Here is a 15,704-nt window from a genome sequence, read left to right as displayed (position 1 = left end):
GGTTGTCCGGTTGCAGGCCCGTAGTGGTGTGGCATGTATGTTCGAAAGCGTGAGCAACGTGAGCGAGGACCGGGCGGTCGACAGCGGGCAGGGTGCCCGTGGCTGGTCCGGCGTGAGCGGCAAGCGCGTGCTCGTCACCGGCGGCACACGAGGACTCGGCGAGCAGATCGTGCGGCTGCTGGCCGCCGAGGGCGCCCGGGTCGCGACGTGTGCCCGTACGGCTCGGGACCTGGAGACGCTGAGAGGCACGGTCGATGCCGCGGCGCCCGACGGGTTGTTCACCCGGGCCCTCGACGTCACCGAACCGAAGCGGCTGGAGGCGTTCGTCACGGCCTCGGCGAGTCGTTTCGGCGGCCTGGACGGTGTGGTGGCCTGTGCGGGCGGTTCTCGCGGGCGCGGCCTCGAACAGTCGGACGCCGGGGACTGGGCCGCGACCTGGGAGCTGAACGTCGGACACACCGCGCGGCTGGTACGGGCCGCCGTGCCGTATCTGCGTACGGCGGGCGGTGGCTCGGTCGTGGTCATCTCGTCGATCTCCGGCTGGAAGCCGGGACCCAACGCGCAGTACGGAACCGCGAAGTCCGCGCAGATCCATCTGGCCGCCTCGCTCGCCCGCGAGCTGGGCCCGGACGGGATCCGGGTGAACGCCGTCTCGCCGGGGTCGATGCTGATCCCGGGCCGGCGCTGGGACCGGATGCGCAGGGAGGAACCCGAGGCCTTCGCCGCGTTCGCGGCGGCCGAGCTGCCGGGCGGGGAGCCGGTCGCGCCGCAGGAGGTGGCGCGCGTGGTGGCGTTCCTGCTGTCGGACTTGTCGAGCGGGATCTCCGGGGCCAATCTGCCCGTCGACCGCGCCCAGAACTCCCCCTCGCCCGACGGTTACTAAGCCGTCGGGCAGGCCGGTCGTGCCGGGGCCGATGATCACGCCACCGCCCCCAGCACCGGTCGGGACCTGCGCTCGAATTCCTGGACCAGCGGCTCGTGGCTGCGCGGCTCCAGCCTCTTGCGGAAGTCGCGCAGGGCCTGGATGGACCGCTCGCTGTGCACCGCGCTGAGCGTGTCGAGGGCCTTGGTCGCCGTACCGATCGCCTCGTCGAGGCGGTTCTGCTGGAGGTGCGCGGTCGCCAGTACGGAACGGCTGATGGCCTGGCGCCTGCGCCGGTCGGCGTTGGCGTCGACCGACTCACCGGCCGTGCGCTCCGCCTGCGCGGCCAGGCCGAGGTCGCGGAAGCACAGGGCGGACTCGGCCTGCAGATAGTGGTGGTCGAGGAAGCGCACCCATACGGACTCCTGCGCGGCTCCCCGGCTCGCGTCCAGCTGCTGTTCCGCGAGCTTCAGCGCCTCGGCCGTCTCACCGGAGCGGCCCCGCGCCGCGTGTCCGCGCGCCGACATGGCGTACAGGCGCATCAGGCCGAGCGGGCTGCCCGAGTCCTTCGCGGTCGCGATGCCGGCCCTCGCCAGAGCCACGCCCTCGTCCGGGCGGCCGAGGTTGGTGGCGAGGTGGGAGAGACCGGCCAGGATCTGCCCGCCCAGGACCCGGTCGCGGCCCTCGGCACAGAGCCGCAGCGCCTGGGTCATGTAGCGCTGTGCGAGCCCGTACTCCCCCGCGTCGTACGAGCTCCAGCCGGCCATCGCGGCGAGGCGGGCGGCAGCCGCGTACAGCAGGCGCTGCTGGTGCGGGGGTGTGCCACGGCGCTGGAGCATGGGGACGACCTCGGTGCACAGGTAGTGCACGATGCTGGTGCGCACTCCCCCGCCGCCGAAGTGGTTGTCCATCTGGTCGAACATGCTGATCATGGCGTGGACCTGCTCGACGGGTCCGCCGTCGGTGACCGGCGTGAGCCGCGCCACGTCCGGGTTCTCCACCAGCCAGAGCAGCCATTCGCGCTGAGGGTTCGTCAGTGCGCCGGCGACGAAGGGGACCGCGCCGAGGAGGCTGCGGCGGGAGATGTCGGTGGAACCCAGTTCGGCCAAGGTGTGCAAGGTGTCTGCCAGGTCTTCGCGGTACACGAGTGCCCTGCCGACGACCGGTCGTTGCTGGTCGGGCAGAAAGCCGAGGTCCGTCGGCGAGACGGCGTGGCCGAGTCGCTCGGACAGGACGGCGGCGATCAACTCGGGGGTGTTTCCCCTGGGTTGCTGGCCGTTCAGCCAGCGGGTGACCGACGCCTTGTCGTAGTTCGAGTCCGCACCCTGTCTGCGCCCCAGTTCATTGACCCGAAGGGCGAGCGCGGCATACGAGCAGCCGGCGTCTCTGAGGGCAGCCGCCAGCGCCTTGTTGGCCCCGGCGGGACCCTTGCCCGGGCTCCTCGATTGTCCGTCGGTCACGGTGGCCATCCAGGTGTCGCATCACGGTGCTGCGGTCTGCCCTCCCTGCCGGGGCGTCAAGTCCGGGAAGGCGATGCGCTGTTGTGCGCCGTCGCCGCCGGACTGTGCGGCAGGTCACTCGATCACTATGATGGCCGACACACACAACCCGCAACAAGCGTTCTGATAATTTCAGAACGATCCTCATCGCTCTGTCTGTGTCAGCGACCTCGTGGCACACTGCACGCTGTGACGGCCGTTCCGGGAGGTAGGACGTGAGCGACAACCGCTCGGGCGGCAGTGCACCGACCGTCCTGCGGATGGTTCTCGGCAAGCGGCTCCGGCATCTGCGAGAACAGGCCGGAGTCTCCTTCGAGGACGCCGCGCGGGCCATCGAGGTCACTCCTCTGACGGTCCGCCGGATCGAAAAGGCCGAGGTCGGCCTCCGTATCCCCTACGTGAGGGAGTTGCTGCACACCTACGGAGTCCCGGAGTCCGAGGTCGAGGACTTCCTCTCGCTGGCCAGGGAGGCCAACCAGCCCGGCTGGTGGTACTCGTACCGCGATGTGCTGCCCGACTGGTTCAGCGCCTACGTGAGCCTTGAGAGCGAAGCCAGCGTCATCCGTCTCTACGAACCCCACTACGTCCCGGGCCTGTTGCAGACGCACGACTACGCGGCCGCGCTCATGCACATCGGCTTTCCCAACGAGACGAAGGAGGACATCGACCGCCGTGTCGCCCTGCGCCTCAAGCGCCAGGACCTGCTCGCGAAGTCCGAGGCACCGGCCGTCTGGGCCGTCCTCGACGAGACGGTGCTGCGCCGCCCGGTGGGCGGGGCCGAGGTGATGCGGGCCCAGATCGACCGGCTGAACGAGGTCCTGGACATGCCGAAGGTCCGGATCCAGATACTGCGCTACTCCGTGGGAGCCCACCCGGGCGCGTTCGGCCCCTTCCACCACTTCCGCTTCGGCTTCTCCGAACTCCCCGATGTCGTCTACACCGAGAGCCTCGTCGGCTCGGTCTACGTCGACCAGCCGGCCGACGTCGTGACGTATCTCGAAGTAATGGACCGGATGTCCGTGCAGGCGGAGCCGGTCGCTCGGACCAGGGCCATCCTGGCTGAACTGCGTAAGGAGTTGTGAGCCATGACTTCCATGGACCCCATCCACAGCGGAATGCCCGCCATCGATCTGGGCACCGAGGGCTGGCACAAGCCCTGGAGCGGCACCAACGGCGGCAGCTGCGTCGAGGCCAAGCGACTGCCCGACGGCAGCGTCGCGTTCCGCCAGTCCAAGGACCCGGACGGGCCCGCGCTGATCTACACCCGGGACGAGATGATCTCGTTCCTGGAGGGCGCGAAGTCCGGCCAGGCCGACTTCCTCATCGCCTGACGCCCCTGGTCGCCCGACCCGGCTGAACCCGCGCGTCGCGAGCCCGCGCTCCGACGCCCTCGCCCGCCCGGACCGGGCGGTACCACTACGCCCGCACAACCATCCACCACTACGGCCGCACAACCGGACAACCCGCACGCGCACTCCCGCCGTGCGGGTCGTCCGGCCACACTGGGAAAGTCGGTCGTCCTGGAGGGAGTGGTATGCGCACGCTCCATGAGGCCGTCGACCGGTGCCGGACACTGGTCGTCGAGGGCCCCGACGACATCGCCAGAAGCGGGCTGCTCGCCGAGCTGGTCCGAGGCGGATTCACGATCAGGCGCTCACTGGGCCAGCTGCACCACGTGGACCCGACCCGTCCGTACCGCGAACTCTTCGCCGCTCCGGGCCGACTGGCGGTCGACGGCGGCATCGTCCACGAACTCGTCTACGGGCCACTGCGCCGCGGACACTCCCGGGTGACCTGGATCCAGGCGCTCGACTTCGCCGAGTCCGTGGCCGAGCGGGACGGCGCCCTGCTCCATCTGACGGACTCCGGACGCCGCCCGGACACCGAGGGCGCCGAGGCGGCCGACGCCTACCGCCGGGTGTTCCGCACCCTCTCCCAGCATGTCCCGGTCGTCACTCTGGACATCGGCCGCCCCGGCCCTCCCATCCGTGCACCATCCGCTCCCGATCTCCAACTGGGGCGATGCAAAGGGCAGTTGACGGTAGGTTAGAAGCAGACCGCGTGACGCACGGCAGGAGATCTCGCATGGCAGACGGCCAGTCCGCTCCCGACCAGGACGCTTTGTCCAAGATCGACACCACGGTGCCGCATTCGGCCCGCATCTGGAACTACTGGATGGGCGGCAAGGACAACTACGAGGTCGACCGGGAGGCGGGCGACGCCTACCGCGAGATCGCCCCGAACATCGAGACGATGGCCCGCGCCTCCCGCGGCTATCTGATCCGTACCGTGACGTTCGTCGCCGGTGAGCTGGGCATCCGCCAGTTCCTGGACATCGGCACGGGCCTGCCCACGTACGACAACACCCACCAGGTCGCCCAGCGCGTGGCGCCCGAGTCGCGGATCGTCTACGTGGACAACGACCCGCTGGTGCTGCGGCACGCCCAGGCGCTGCTCACCAGCACCCCCGAGGGCGTCACCGACTACATCGACGCGGACCTGCACGAGCCCGAGCAGATCATCGAGGCCGCTGGCAAGATCCTGGACTTCAGCCAGCCGGTCGCGCTGATGCTGATGGGCATCCTGGGCCACATCCAGGACTACGAGGAGGCCCAGTCGATCGTCCGCCGTCTCCAGGCCGCCCTGCCGTCGGGCAGCTACTTCGTGCACTACGACAGCACCGACACGGACGCCGAGCTCAAGCGGGCCCAGGAGGGCTACGACGACACCGGCGCCGTCCCGTACGTGCTGCGCAGCCCGCGGGAGATCTCCGTCTACTACGACGGTCTGGAACTGCTGGAGCCCGGCATCGTCTCCTGCCCCCTGTGGCGCCCCGAGCCGGGCACCACTCCGGAGTCGACGGATGTGTACGGGGGCGTCGCGCGCAAGTCCTGAAGCGCGATCCCTGAGGCGTGAGCGCTCGAACGCGAGTCTTGGTGTGAGAGCCGTGGGCCCTGACGCCCCCCGTGGCGCCAGGGCCCATCCCGGTCCGGTCGGTCAGGGCCGCGCGGCCGGCTCGATGTTCTGGTTGAGCCGGAACAGGTTGCCCGGGTCGTACTCGGCCTTGATCCGGGCCAGCCGGGCGTAGTTGTCGCGGTAGCTGGCCCGTACGCGCTCCTGGCCCTCGTCCATCATCATGTTCACGTAGGCGCCGCCCGCCGAGTACGGGTGGAGGGCCTCGAAGTAGTCGACGGTCCACCGTTTGATGTCGTCGGCGTTGGCCGGGTCGGGGTCCACGCCCGCGAAGACGGAGGCCCAGCGTGCGTCGCGGTAGCTCCAGGCGGTGTCCGTCGGCGCGTGGTCGTGGACGGCGCCGTCGATCGGGTACAGGTGCATGGTCGACTTCATGGTCGGCAGTTCGGCACCGAACTTGGCGTGCAGGTCGATCGCCTCGGCAGGGATCTCGTTGACGAAGTCGGCACGCCAGTACCACTGGTCGCCGGGCGGGTAGAGGCCGTCGAAGGCGCCCTGGATCATGGGGTGCGGCATCGGCGCGGGACCGTGCAGCATCGGCTCCGGCAGGGCGTCGAGCAGAGGGGCCATCGCGCGGGCTGCCGCGTCCGTGTCCTCTCCGGCGTAACACCACACGACACCGCAGGCCTTGCGCCCATGGAGTTCCTCGGGGAACGGCGGGGCGGGCGGGACGGCGCCGATCAGGAAGAAGCCGTTCAGTTCGCGGGGCGCGTGCGGGATGAAGTCGCGGTAGGCGGCGAGTACTTCGGCGCACTGTTCGACCGGCCAGAACGTGGGACCCGCCACGACCGTGCTCACCTCGTGCAGCCGGAACAGGAACGAGGTGACGACACCGAAGTTGCCGCCTCCACCGCGGATCGCCCAGAACAGGTCCGGGTTCTCGTCGGCGCTCGCGCGCACGTGGCGGCCGTCGGCAAGGACGAGCTCGGCCTCCAGGAGGTTGTCGATGGCCAGCCCGCACTTACGGGTGAGATGGCCGAGGCCGCCGCCGAGCGTGAGGCCCCCGACGCCGGTCGTGGAGATGATGCCGCTCGGGGTGGCCAGACCGTGCGCGTTGGTGGCCTGGTCCACCTCTCCCCAGACGCAGCCGCCGCCGACGCGTACCGTCCTGGCCTCGGGGTCGACCTGGATGTCCTTGAGCGGGGACAGGTCGACGACCACGCCGTCGTCGCAGGTCCCGAGTCCCGCGCCGTGGTGCCCGCCGCCGCGTACGGCGAGCGGCAGGCCGTGGGCGCGGGCGAAGCCGACGGCGTGCGTGACGTCCTCGGCGCTCGTGCAGCGCGCCACCAGGGCGGGCCGACGTTCGATCATCGCGTTGTAGACGGGACTGGCCTCGTCGTAGCCGGAGTCGTCCGGCCCGATCAACTGGCCCTTGAACTGGGTGAGTTCCTGCCGGGCCGTCTGTGCCGGTGTGACGGACATGTGCATCCCCCGATCCGGGACCCGGCTTCCGGGCCCCTTCCATGGGCCTGTTTCTAGTCCCGTCGTCCGTGCGCAGATATCCGTGCCGGTCACTCAGCTCGGCCTCGGCGGCTACCTAGGTCTCGCGTCCGGGCACCAGCCCCAGCTCCGTGGCGCGGGCGGTGGCCTGGCGCCGGGAGCGGGCACCGAGCTTGTCCAGTACGGCGGAGACGTGGTTGTCGACCGTACGGACCGACACCACGAGCCGCTCGGCGATCTCGGGGTTGGTCAGCCCCTGGGCCAGCAGCCGCATGACCTGGAGCTGGCGCTCGGTGAGGCCCGCGGGGTTGTCCCGCGTCGCGGCGAGCGGGCCGCGCGGAATGTGGCGCACACCCAGCTGCCGCAGTTCGCCGCGGACCAGGCGAGCCAGGGGTTCCGCGCCGAGCGCGTCCAGACCGGCGAGGGCGGTGAGCTTGTCGTCCGGGTCCGGGCTCTCGGCGAGGGCGGCGGCATCCTCGTACGGGCAGCCGGCCGCACGCCAGACCTCGGCGGCCTCGCGCCAGCGTCCGGCGGCCTGGAGTGCGTACGGATGGTCCCAGCCGTCCGCCGGTACGGGGCTGCCGGCCTTGGTGAGCCAGTAGCCGAGCTCGGCCACGTGCGGCATGGCGGACAGGCGGCGGGCCTCCTCGAAGACCTCACCGGCGACGGAGACCACCGCCGCGTGATCGCCCCGGAGCCAGGCCGCCTCCGCCCGGGCGACCGCGACCGGCCCGGTGCGCTGCAGTTCGCGGGTACGTACGGCGATCTCCCAGGCCTCGTCGAGCAGTTCCTCCCCGCCGTCGCGGCCGCGGCGGACGCGGACCCGGGCCAGCACGGTCAGCGCGGGGCAGCGGGCGGGCACGAAGTCGTGGGCGCCGATCTCGGCGTGCCGCTCGGCGTCGTCCCAGGCCGCGGCGGCGAACCGGCGCAGTGCCATCGCGACATGGAGATAGCTGAGGAAGCCGACGTGTTCCGCCCGGTCCGCCAGCGCCATTCCGGGTGCCAGGAACCGGTCGGCCTCGGTGAACTCGAGGCGTTGGAGCAGGGTCCAGATGAGGTTGGCGTACGAGCGGCAGGCGTGCTCGACCTCGCCCGCGGCCAGCGCGACCTTCAGGCTCTCCTCCAACTGGGCGCGGCCCAGCGGGTCGCCGTCGCGCCAGCGGGCGGAGCCGACATTGTTGAGGGCGTGCGCGAGGATCGCGTCGTCGCCGGTGCGGCGGGCCAGGGCGATGGCGCGCTCGCCGAAGTCGATGGCCAGGGCGGTGCGTTCGGACAGCATGTGAAGCTGCGAGGTGTTGCTGAGGGCGAGCGCGAGCAGCCGGTCGTCGCCCGCGTCCTCCAGTACGGCGATGGCCTCGCGCGCGGCACGCTGTGCCTCGTCGGCGTTGCCCGCCCACCAGTGGATACGGGACAGCCAGCGCAGGTCGGCGCCGAGCGCGCGGGTGTCGCCGAGGAACCGGCGCACCGCGACCGCGTCCCGTTCGGCGTCGACGGCTGCCGCGGAGTCGGCGATGGTGTAGCTCTCGACGGCGTACCGCTCCAGCAGGTCGGCCAGTTCGGCGGCCTCGAACCGGTCGCGCTGTCGCAGGACGAGCCGCAGGTGGGCGGCGGCCTCCCGGTGTGCGCCCGCGCCGGAGGCGTCCCGGGCGGCGTCGGGACCGTAGCGTGCGATCGCCTCCTGGTCGCCGGCTTCCGCCGCGTGGTGGACGACGCGGGCAGGGTCGGAGCCGGTTTTCGCGACGAGCGCGGCGAGGACATGGCGGTTGAGTTCGATGCGCCGTGCGGCGGGCAGCGAGTCGGCGACGGCCCGGCGGATCAACTCGTGGCGGAATCCGGCCCGTTCGGGTGTCACGGTGAGCAGTCCGCGCTGTTCGGCGGCGGCCAGCTCGGCGACGCCGTCCGTGAACAGCGCGTCGACCAGGGGCCGTTCGACGGCGGACGGGACCACGGCGAGCTGTTCCAGGGCGTCGCGGGTGCGGTCGTCCAGGCCGCGCAGCCGGGCGAGGACGGCGTCGACCACGGTCGGCGGGACCCCGCCGGTGCCGCCGGCCGCCACGACCTCGGCGACGAAGAACGGGTTGCCCGAGGTCACCTCGTACACCTCCGCCGGGTCCAGGCGGCTCACCGCGCTCAGCTGCCGCACGGCGCCCGCGGAGAGGCGGGACAGCGGGAGGCGGTGCACACGTTCGGCCCGGGAGACCTGGCCCAGGAGGTGGTGCAGAGGGTGGCGGCGGTCCAGTTCGTCGTCGCGGTAGGTGAGGACCAGGAGGGCCGGGAGGCGTTCCACCCGGTGCACCAGGAACCGCAGGGCGTCGAGGGATGCCTCGTCGGCCCAGTGCACGTCCTCGACGACGAGCACGGCCGGGTGCGGGGCGGCGGTCAGCTCCGCCCGCAGGGCGTCGTACACCCGGGGCCGGTCGCCGCCCGTCGTGAGAGCCCGGGCCAGTTCCGCGCCGACGCTGCCGACGAGGTCGCGGAAGGGGCCGAGCGGCCGTCGCGTGGCGAGGTCGTCGCACTCCCCCACCAGGACGCGGGCCTTCTCCGGCAGTACGGCCGGCATGGCCTTCACCAGGCTCGACTTGCCGATGCCGGCCTCGCCGAAGACGAGCGCCACCGACCCGGCTCCGTCGGCCGCGTCCCGCGCGGCGACGGCCAGCTGATCCAGCTCGTCGTCTCGTTCGAGGATCCCCCAATCCACGCTGTGATTCTGGCACGCGCCGGGCCGTTCCGGTCGGTCGCGACCCACTTCACCGCGCGGGGACGCGGACGGCGGCGCCTTCCGGCCCGACCTCACCACTCCCTGCGGCCCCGACGGCCACACCGTGCACGCCTCTTGAAGCCCGACAGCCGCTCTGCATAGGATCGTTCACAGCTGAATGAATCGTTTCAAACACCCTCGCCGCTTCGTCACCCGCATCCGTGCACGCATGTACGCAACCAAGGGGCCCCAGATGACCAAGGGTTGGAACCGCCGCGCCTTCCTCCGCACCTCCGTCGCCGGAGCGGGCGCCTCAGCCGCTCTGGGTTCCGGGGCCGTCGAGACCGCCACCGCGTCCGCGGGGACGGCCGCCGACGCCTCGGGCGCCGGCCGGCTGCGGATCGAGCGCACGACCGTCGAGTACGCCGAGACACTGCTCGGCACCGAGGTCGAAAAGCCCAGACTGACCTGGGAGTTGGCCGCCGAGGGGCGCGGAGCGCGACAGACCGCGTACCAGGTGAGAGTGGCGCTGAGCGAGAAGGGTCTGCGTCAGGGGCGGCGCACGGTCTGGGACTCCGGGCGGGTCACGTCGGACCGTACGGTCGGGATCATGTACGACGGCCCGGCTCTCCATCCGCGCACCCGCTACCACTGGCACGTCAGGGTCTGGGACGGCGAGGGCCGGCCGTCGGCGTGGAGCGCGCCGCGCTGGTGGGAGACAACGTTGTCGAAGGATGCCTGGGAGGGGTTCTGGATCGGCGCGGACGCGGCACCGGAGCCGCCGAGGTTCACCGGTGCGTCCTGGATCTGGTCACCCGGTTCGACCTCCAACAGCGCGCCCGCCGGGCCCCGTTGGTTCCGCGGCGCGCTGACACCGGCCGCGGGCGCGGAGATCCGGAAGGCGACGCTGCTCGCCACGGCCGACGACGACTTCACCCTGTATCTCGACGGCGAGCGGGTGGCACACCAGCCCGAGCAGACCGACGCCTGGCGCCAGGGCCATCTCGTCGACGTCACCGAGCAGGTGCGGGCCGCCGGGTCCGGGCCGATCGTGGTCGCCGCACTGGCGACGAACCGCGGCAACGCCTCCGTCAATCCCGGAGGACTGCTCGTACGGCTCATCGTGGAGACCGGATCGGAGACGGTCGAACTGGTCACGGGTGAGGGGTGGCGCTCGGCCGAGACTGAGCAAGAGGGCTGGCAGCGGCCGGAGTTCGACGACAGCGGGTGGCCCGAGGCGGCCGTGCTCGCGGCGTACGGGCAGGGGCCTTGGGGCAACGGTGTGTCGATCGCGGCGACCGAGCAGCCGGCTCCGCTGCTACGACGCGAGTTCGCCGTGCCGAAGCCCGTGGCGCGCGCCCGGCTCTACATCAGCGGCCTCGCCTACTACGACGCCGAGATCAACGGCAGACGTGTCGGCCGCCAGGTCCTCGACCCGGGCTTCACCGACTACGACGAGACCGTGCTGTACGCGGTGCACGACGTGACGGACCACCTCCGTCGGGGCACCAACGCCATCGGGGTGACCCTCGGCCGCGGCTTCTTCGGCATGACCACACCGAACGTGTGGAACTGGCATCTCCCTCCGTGGCACGGCGAGCCGCGGCTCCTCGGCCAGTTGGAGATCGACCACCCGGACGGTTCCCGCACCACGATCGCCACGGACGACCGGTGGCGGATCACCGAAGGCCCGACCCTCTCCAACTCCCTCTACGCGGGCGAGAGTTACGACGCTCGCAAGTCGCCCGGAGCTGCCTGGTCCCGCCCCGGATTCGACGACAGCGGCTGGCGGAAGGTCAAGCGGCAGGCGGCCCCGAAGGGCACCCTGCACGCACAGCCGCACGATCCGATCGAGATCATCGAGACCGTACGCCCGGTCGCCGTCGAGGAGTTGAGCGAGGGCGTGTACGTCGTCGACATGGGCCGCACGACGGCCGGCTGGACACAGTTGACCGTTCGGGCCGCCGCCGGGACGACCGTGCGCCTGATCCACGGGGAGAAACTGAAGTCCGACGGGAGCGTCCACGCCGAGACCGGGCACGTGCCGGGACGGTTCCAGACCGACGAGTACGTGTGCGCGGGCGGCGGCGCCGACGAGGTGTGGGAGCCCAAGTTCTCGTACAAGGGCTTCCGTTACGTGCAGATCAGCGGACTGCCCGCGAAGCCGAAGCCGTCGCAGGTACTGGGCCGGGTCATCCATACGCGCGTGGCGGAGACGGGTACCTTCGCGTGTTCCGAGCCGTTCTACGAGCGGTTGGAGGCGGCGATGCGGCGCACGGTCCTCAACAACCTGCACGGCATTCCGACGGACACGCCGATGTACGAGAAGAACGGCTGGACCGGTGACGCGCAGCTGGGTGCGCCCGTCATGACGTACGCGCTCGGCGTGCACCGCTTCCTGTCGAAGTGGCTCGGTGACCTGAAGGACAGTCAGAACACCGACGGGCAGCTGCCGGTGATCGTGCCGAGCGGTGGCTGGGGCTATGGCGACCTCGGTCCGTCGCCGGAGTGGACGACGGTGTATCCCTTCCTGCTGCGGGAGATGTACCGCGTCTACGGGGACGAGCGGCTGGCCCGCGACCACTGGGCGCCGCTGACCCGCTATCTGGACTGGGAGATCTCCCGGCTGAAGGACGGGCTCGCGGTGACCGCGCTGGGCGACTATCTGCCGCCGGGGTACGGCGGCAACCCGCCCGAGGACACCCGGCTGACCGCGACGGCGTATCTGCACCGGGCGCTCACGGGCACGGCGGAGCTGGCGGACCTGCTGCGCGACGCCGAGGTCGCGGACCGCTATCGCAAGGCCGCCGCCGGGCTCAAGGAGGCGTTCAACGCGGCCTTCCTGGGCCCGGACGGCCACTACCGCACGGCGAAGGACCCCGACTACCGCCAGACCAACAACTGCATTCCGCTCGCCTTCGGGCTGGTCCCGCCGGGCGCCCGGGCCACGGTCGTCGACTCGCTCCTCGCCGACATCAAGCAGCGCGGCAACCATCTCAACACCGGCGCGCTCGGCACGAGTGTGCTGTTGCGGCAGCTGTCCGCGCAGGGGCATTCCGAGGTGGCCCACGCGATCGCCACCCAGCGCACGTACCCGAGTTGGGGCTACTGGTTCGACAACGGCGCCGACACCATGTGGGAGATGTGGCCGCTCGACTCGCGCTCCCGCGACCACTACTTCCAGGGCACGGTCGTGCAGTGGCTGTACGAGAACGTGGCCGGGCTGCGTCCCGGAGACGCGGGCTACCGGACCTTCACGGTCCGCCCGGACGGCCGTACGGGCGTGAACTGGGCCCGCACCTCGGTCCGCACGGTGCGTGGCGAGGCCTCGGCGGCGTGGTCGGTCGTGGACGGTTCGACACGTCTGTCCGTGCGGGTGCCGGTGGGTTCGACGGCCGAGGTGTACGTGCCCGCGGCGAGCCGTTCAGCCGTGAAGGCGCCGGGCGGGGCGGAATTCGTGCGGGTGGAGCCGGGGTTCGTGGTGTATGAAGTGGCGCACGGCGGCTGGGAGTTCGTGGCCCGGGCCCGGGCCGCCGGATGATGTGAGTCGGTGGCGAGAACGGCTGCCGCCGGCCGCGGCCTGGGACTCGGACCGAGAAGGGCATCAACGTGCAGCTCAACACCCGTACGTGGGGATCCGGCGACAAGAGCGCCGTGCTCGTCCACGGCATCATGTCCGACTCCCGCACCTGGCGGCGGGTCGGACCGGCGCTGGCCGAGCGCGGGTACCGGGTGGTGGCGGTGGATCTGCGCGGGCACGGTGCGTCGCCTCGCGGCGAGTACAGCCCCGCGCTCTTCGCCCGCGACCTCGTGGACACGCTGACCGAGCGGGCCGACGTGGCCATCGGGCACTCCCTGGGCGGACTCGCGCTGTCGCTGGCCGTCGACCGGCTGCGGCCGTGCCGGGCGGTGTACTGCGACCCGGTCTGGGCGACATCCGCGCCAGACGGACGAGTGAACGCGGCCGCGTTCGTCGAGGGCAAGCACGCCACCCGCGAGCACATCGCCCGGCTCAACCCCCGCTGGGACGAGGCCGACATCGACACCGAACTCGCCACCCTCGCCGACTGGGACCCCGACACGGCCCACTTCCTCGGCGACCGCCCCCTGCTCGGCTTCCTCCCCGCCCAGCCGGTGGTCCCCTCACTGGTCCAACTCGCCGACCCGAGCTTCCTCATCGGCCCCGAGGACGCCGCCCACCTACGAAAGAGCCACTTCGAGGTCCGCACGGTCGCCAAGGCGGGCCACACCATCCACCGGGACGACTTCGACGGCTTCATGAAGTCGTTGGAGGGCTGGATCTGACGTGGACGGGCCGGCAGTTGGAGCCGTGGGCCAGGTTCCGACTGCCGGCCAACCGTTCTAGGACGCCGTGCGGGATTCCAGGTCGTTGCGGGTGTCGTTGCCGTAGACGCCTGATTCGTCGCCGCGGATTCCGTACCAGAGTTGGAAACGGGCCACCGCCTCGGTGAGTGTGGCGTCGTAGCGGCCGGTGGCCGTGCCGCCCTGGTAGACGTTGGGGATGCGGAGGAGTCGTTCCTGGAGGTCGCTGACCTCCGGACCGCTGTCGCCCTCGCGGAGGGTGCCGGCGCCGTCGGGGTCGGGAGCGGCGGCGGGCTGGGACGGTGCCGGGGCCGATGACGCCGCCGGGGGCGGCGGCGCCTGGGCCTTGTCGTCGGTGGCGTCTCGGTCCCAGGTGAGTACGAGAGCCGCGCTGAATCCCGCCAGGGCGGCGGCCACCGCGGCGATGGCGATCGCCGTGCGGCGGAACAAGGACGAATGTCCGTGCGCCGTCGTGCGGGCGACCTGACGGCCGCGTGTGTCGCCCTGGTAGTGGTCTTCGCTGTCGAAGTCGGTGATGTACGGCGGCAGTTCCTGGGTGTCGTCCTCCGCCGGCCGAGGCAGTTCGGCAGTGAACTCCCGTGGGACCGCGACGAATTCGTACCCGTCGTCCGGGTCGCGTTCCCGCTCCTGGACCTGCCTCACCAGCTCCGACAGGGCTCCGGACCGACGGCGGCGCATGACGTGGGTCGGTTCCAGCGCCGACCGGTTCGGCGGCAGTTGGGGGTCGGACGGTGTCGACAACCTGCTCTCCCTCCGGGCGGTACTGAGGAGTGATACGGGTTCCCCCGCCCGGAAGTTCAACAGCGGCCCGCCGAGTTGATCGCCCCGATCCTCCCTGGGCGGGGCGCCCCCCCGAATCAGGTCGGCTTCTCGACGGGACCGCTGCCTGTCGAAGCCGTCAGCCGGGTGGGCTCCTCCGCACGTCAGCGCGTCGTACCGGCGGAGTCGCACGTCAGCGCGTCGTGCCGGAGGAGCCCACCCGGCACCCGTCAGCGGTTCATCAGTGCGAACACGCCCCAGCCCAGGTACTCACGCTGGTAGCGCACATGGCGTACGGGTCCGGTCGCCAGGTCCTCGCGCATCTCGTCCGCCATCTCGTCGTCGGGATGCGCGTCCAGCCAGCGCCGGGTGTTGAGCCACTGCGCGGCCACGTACCGGTCCCAGCTGTCCTGGTCGGCGAGGACCATCTCCACCACGTCGCAGCCGAGCCTGCCGAAGAGTTCGAGCAGCTCGGGGAGCGGGCGGTAGTCGTCCCTCGTGGTGGCGTAGCAGCCCTCGATGGTCGCCTGGTCCTGGGGCTCCCGGCGCCAGTACGGCTCGCCGATCAGCATGATCCCGCCGGGGGCGAGGCTCCGGCGGAGCAGCTCGACGGTGCCGGCCGCCCCGTCACCGATCCAGGTGGCGCCGAGGCATGCCGCGACGCCGACGGGTTCGTCGGCGACATGACCGGTCGCGTCCCCGTGCCGGAAGGCGACGCGGTCGGTGACCCCGAGCTCCGTCGCGCGGGCATGCGCCGCGGCGAGGAACTCGGTGCTGATGTCCACTCCGGTGCCGGTCACCTGGTGGTCGCGCGCCCAGGTGCACAGCATCTCGCCGCTGCCGCAGGCGAGGTCGAGCACGCTCGTCCCGGGTGCCAGGCCGAGGGCCCGGCCGAGGGTGGCCAGCTTCTCGCTGGTGAACGGGTTGTGAATGCGGTGTCCGCTCTCGCGGATGGTGAAGCTACGTGGAAGATCCACTTCTGGGATTCCTTCGGTCCGAGGAGGTCGTGGTGGCTGGAGTGCGCAGCCCTTCGTACGTGGCCGCGCTCGTCAGGACCGTCATCTCCCGCACCTCATTCGGTAGGCACACCATCACTCGGACCGGGCGAGGCTAGATCGGCCCGCCCGAC

The 15,704-nt window shown here is 71.3% G+C and carries 12 protein-coding genes; 7 read left to right on the top strand and 5 right to left on the bottom strand.

Going from position 1 to position 15,704, the window contains the following annotated elements; translation table 11 throughout:
* Positions 1-58 precede the first annotated feature (58 nt).
* Positions 59-883, top strand: a complete 825-nt coding sequence (locus ACN20J_RS44700; RefSeq protein WP_246575367.1) for an SDR family NAD(P)-dependent oxidoreductase — start codon at positions 59-61, stop codon at positions 881-883.
* A 35-nt stretch (positions 884-918) separates the two neighbouring features.
* On the opposite strand, the gene ACN20J_RS44695 is transcribed toward ACN20J_RS44700, so the two are convergent.
* Complete coding sequence (locus ACN20J_RS44695; RefSeq protein ID WP_189842750.1) at positions 919-2,331, bottom strand: hypothetical protein; 1,413 nt, start codon at positions 2,329-2,331, stop codon at positions 919-921.
* A 290-nt stretch (positions 2,332-2,621) separates the two neighbouring features.
* Between ACN20J_RS44695 and ACN20J_RS44690 the strand changes: the two genes are divergently transcribed.
* The 4 genes from ACN20J_RS44690 (at position 2,622) to ACN20J_RS44675 (ending at position 5,256) form a co-directional block, all read left to right on the top strand.
* On the top strand, positions 2,622-3,443 hold the full coding sequence (locus ACN20J_RS44690) for a helix-turn-helix domain-containing protein (RefSeq protein WP_189842841.1): 822 nt from the start codon (positions 2,622-2,624) through the stop codon (positions 3,441-3,443).
* A gap of 3 nt (positions 3,444-3,446) precedes the next feature.
* Positions 3,447-3,692, top strand: a complete 246-nt coding sequence (locus ACN20J_RS44685; RefSeq protein ID WP_189842751.1) for a DUF397 domain-containing protein — start codon at positions 3,447-3,449, stop codon at positions 3,690-3,692.
* Between the two features lie 203 nt (positions 3,693-3,895).
* Complete coding sequence (locus ACN20J_RS44680) at positions 3,896-4,411, top strand: hypothetical protein (RefSeq protein WP_189842752.1); 516 nt, start codon at positions 3,896-3,898, stop codon at positions 4,409-4,411.
* A 35-nt stretch (positions 4,412-4,446) separates the two neighbouring features.
* Positions 4,447-5,256 (top strand): SAM-dependent methyltransferase, encoded by an 810-nt coding sequence (locus ACN20J_RS44675; protein WP_419668251.1) that lies wholly within the window; start codon positions 4,447-4,449, stop codon positions 5,254-5,256.
* A 102-nt stretch (positions 5,257-5,358) separates the two neighbouring features.
* Here the strand turns inward: ACN20J_RS44675 and ACN20J_RS44670 are convergent, their stop codons facing one another.
* Together ACN20J_RS44670 and ACN20J_RS44665 are read right to left on the bottom strand one after the other, a co-directional pair.
* Positions 5,359-6,756 (bottom strand): FAD-binding oxidoreductase, encoded by a 1,398-nt coding sequence (locus tag ACN20J_RS44670; protein WP_419668249.1) that lies wholly within the window; start codon positions 6,754-6,756, stop codon positions 5,359-5,361.
* Positions 6,757-6,871: 115 nt separating this feature from the next.
* Positions 6,872-9,472 (bottom strand): ATP-binding protein, encoded by a 2,601-nt coding sequence (locus ACN20J_RS44665; RefSeq protein ID WP_419668248.1) that lies wholly within the window; start codon positions 9,470-9,472, stop codon positions 6,872-6,874.
* A 253-nt stretch (positions 9,473-9,725) separates the two neighbouring features.
* Here ACN20J_RS44665 and ACN20J_RS44660 point away from each other — a divergent pair, with 253 nt between their 5' ends.
* Complete coding sequence (locus ACN20J_RS44660; RefSeq protein WP_190230117.1) at positions 9,726-13,013, top strand: family 78 glycoside hydrolase catalytic domain; 3,288 nt, start codon at positions 9,726-9,728, stop codon at positions 13,011-13,013.
* 68 nt (positions 13,014-13,081) lie between these two features.
* The gene (locus ACN20J_RS44655; protein WP_190230118.1) at positions 13,082-13,777 is read left to right on the top strand and encodes an alpha/beta fold hydrolase; all 696 of its coding nucleotides are present in this window, start codon (positions 13,082-13,084) and stop codon (positions 13,775-13,777) included.
* 57 nt (positions 13,778-13,834) lie between these two features.
* Here ACN20J_RS44655 and ACN20J_RS44650 read toward each other — a convergent pair whose 3' ends face one another.
* Both ACN20J_RS44650 and ACN20J_RS44645 read right to left on the bottom strand, forming a co-directional pair.
* On the bottom strand, positions 13,835-14,557 hold the full coding sequence (locus ACN20J_RS44650; protein ID WP_190230119.1) for a peptidoglycan-binding domain-containing protein: 723 nt from the start codon (positions 14,555-14,557) through the stop codon (positions 13,835-13,837).
* A 248-nt stretch (positions 14,558-14,805) separates the two neighbouring features.
* The gene (locus tag ACN20J_RS44645) at positions 14,806-15,552 is read right to left on the bottom strand and encodes an SAM-dependent methyltransferase (protein ID WP_189842759.1); all 747 of its coding nucleotides are present in this window, start codon (positions 15,550-15,552) and stop codon (positions 14,806-14,808) included.
* Positions 15,553-15,704: the final 152 nt, after the last annotated feature.

This window comes from Streptomyces sp. 2-1, assembly GCF_048564895.1.
Classification (GTDB): Bacteria; Actinomycetota; Actinomycetes; order Streptomycetales; family Streptomycetaceae; genus Streptomyces; species Streptomyces phaeochromogenes.
Note: the sequence above shows the minus strand (reverse complement) of the source record. Positions and strands in the feature narration are given on the sequence as shown.

Excerpts from the sequence above, each read along its gene's own strand:
- ACN20J_RS44695 (WP_189842750.1), bottom strand. The coding sequence starts at position 2,331 with ATGGCCACCGTGACCGACGGACAATCGAGGAGCCCGGGCAAGGGTCCC.
- ACN20J_RS44690 (WP_189842841.1), top strand. The coding sequence starts at position 2,622 with ATGGTTCTCGGCAAGCGGCTCCGGCATCTGCGAGAACAGGCCGGAGTC.
- ACN20J_RS44685 (WP_189842751.1), top strand. The coding sequence starts at position 3,447 with ATGACTTCCATGGACCCCATCCACAGCGGAATGCCCGCCATCGATCTG.
- ACN20J_RS44680 (WP_189842752.1), top strand. The coding sequence starts at position 3,896 with ATGCGCACGCTCCATGAGGCCGTCGACCGGTGCCGGACACTGGTCGTC.
- ACN20J_RS44675 (WP_419668251.1), top strand. The coding sequence starts at position 4,447 with ATGGCAGACGGCCAGTCCGCTCCCGACCAGGACGCTTTGTCCAAGATC.
- ACN20J_RS44670 (WP_419668249.1), bottom strand. The coding sequence starts at position 6,756 with ATGTCCGTCACACCGGCACAGACGGCCCGGCAGGAACTCACCCAGTTC.
- ACN20J_RS44660 (WP_190230117.1), top strand. The coding sequence starts at position 9,726 with ATGACCAAGGGTTGGAACCGCCGCGCCTTCCTCCGCACCTCCGTCGCC.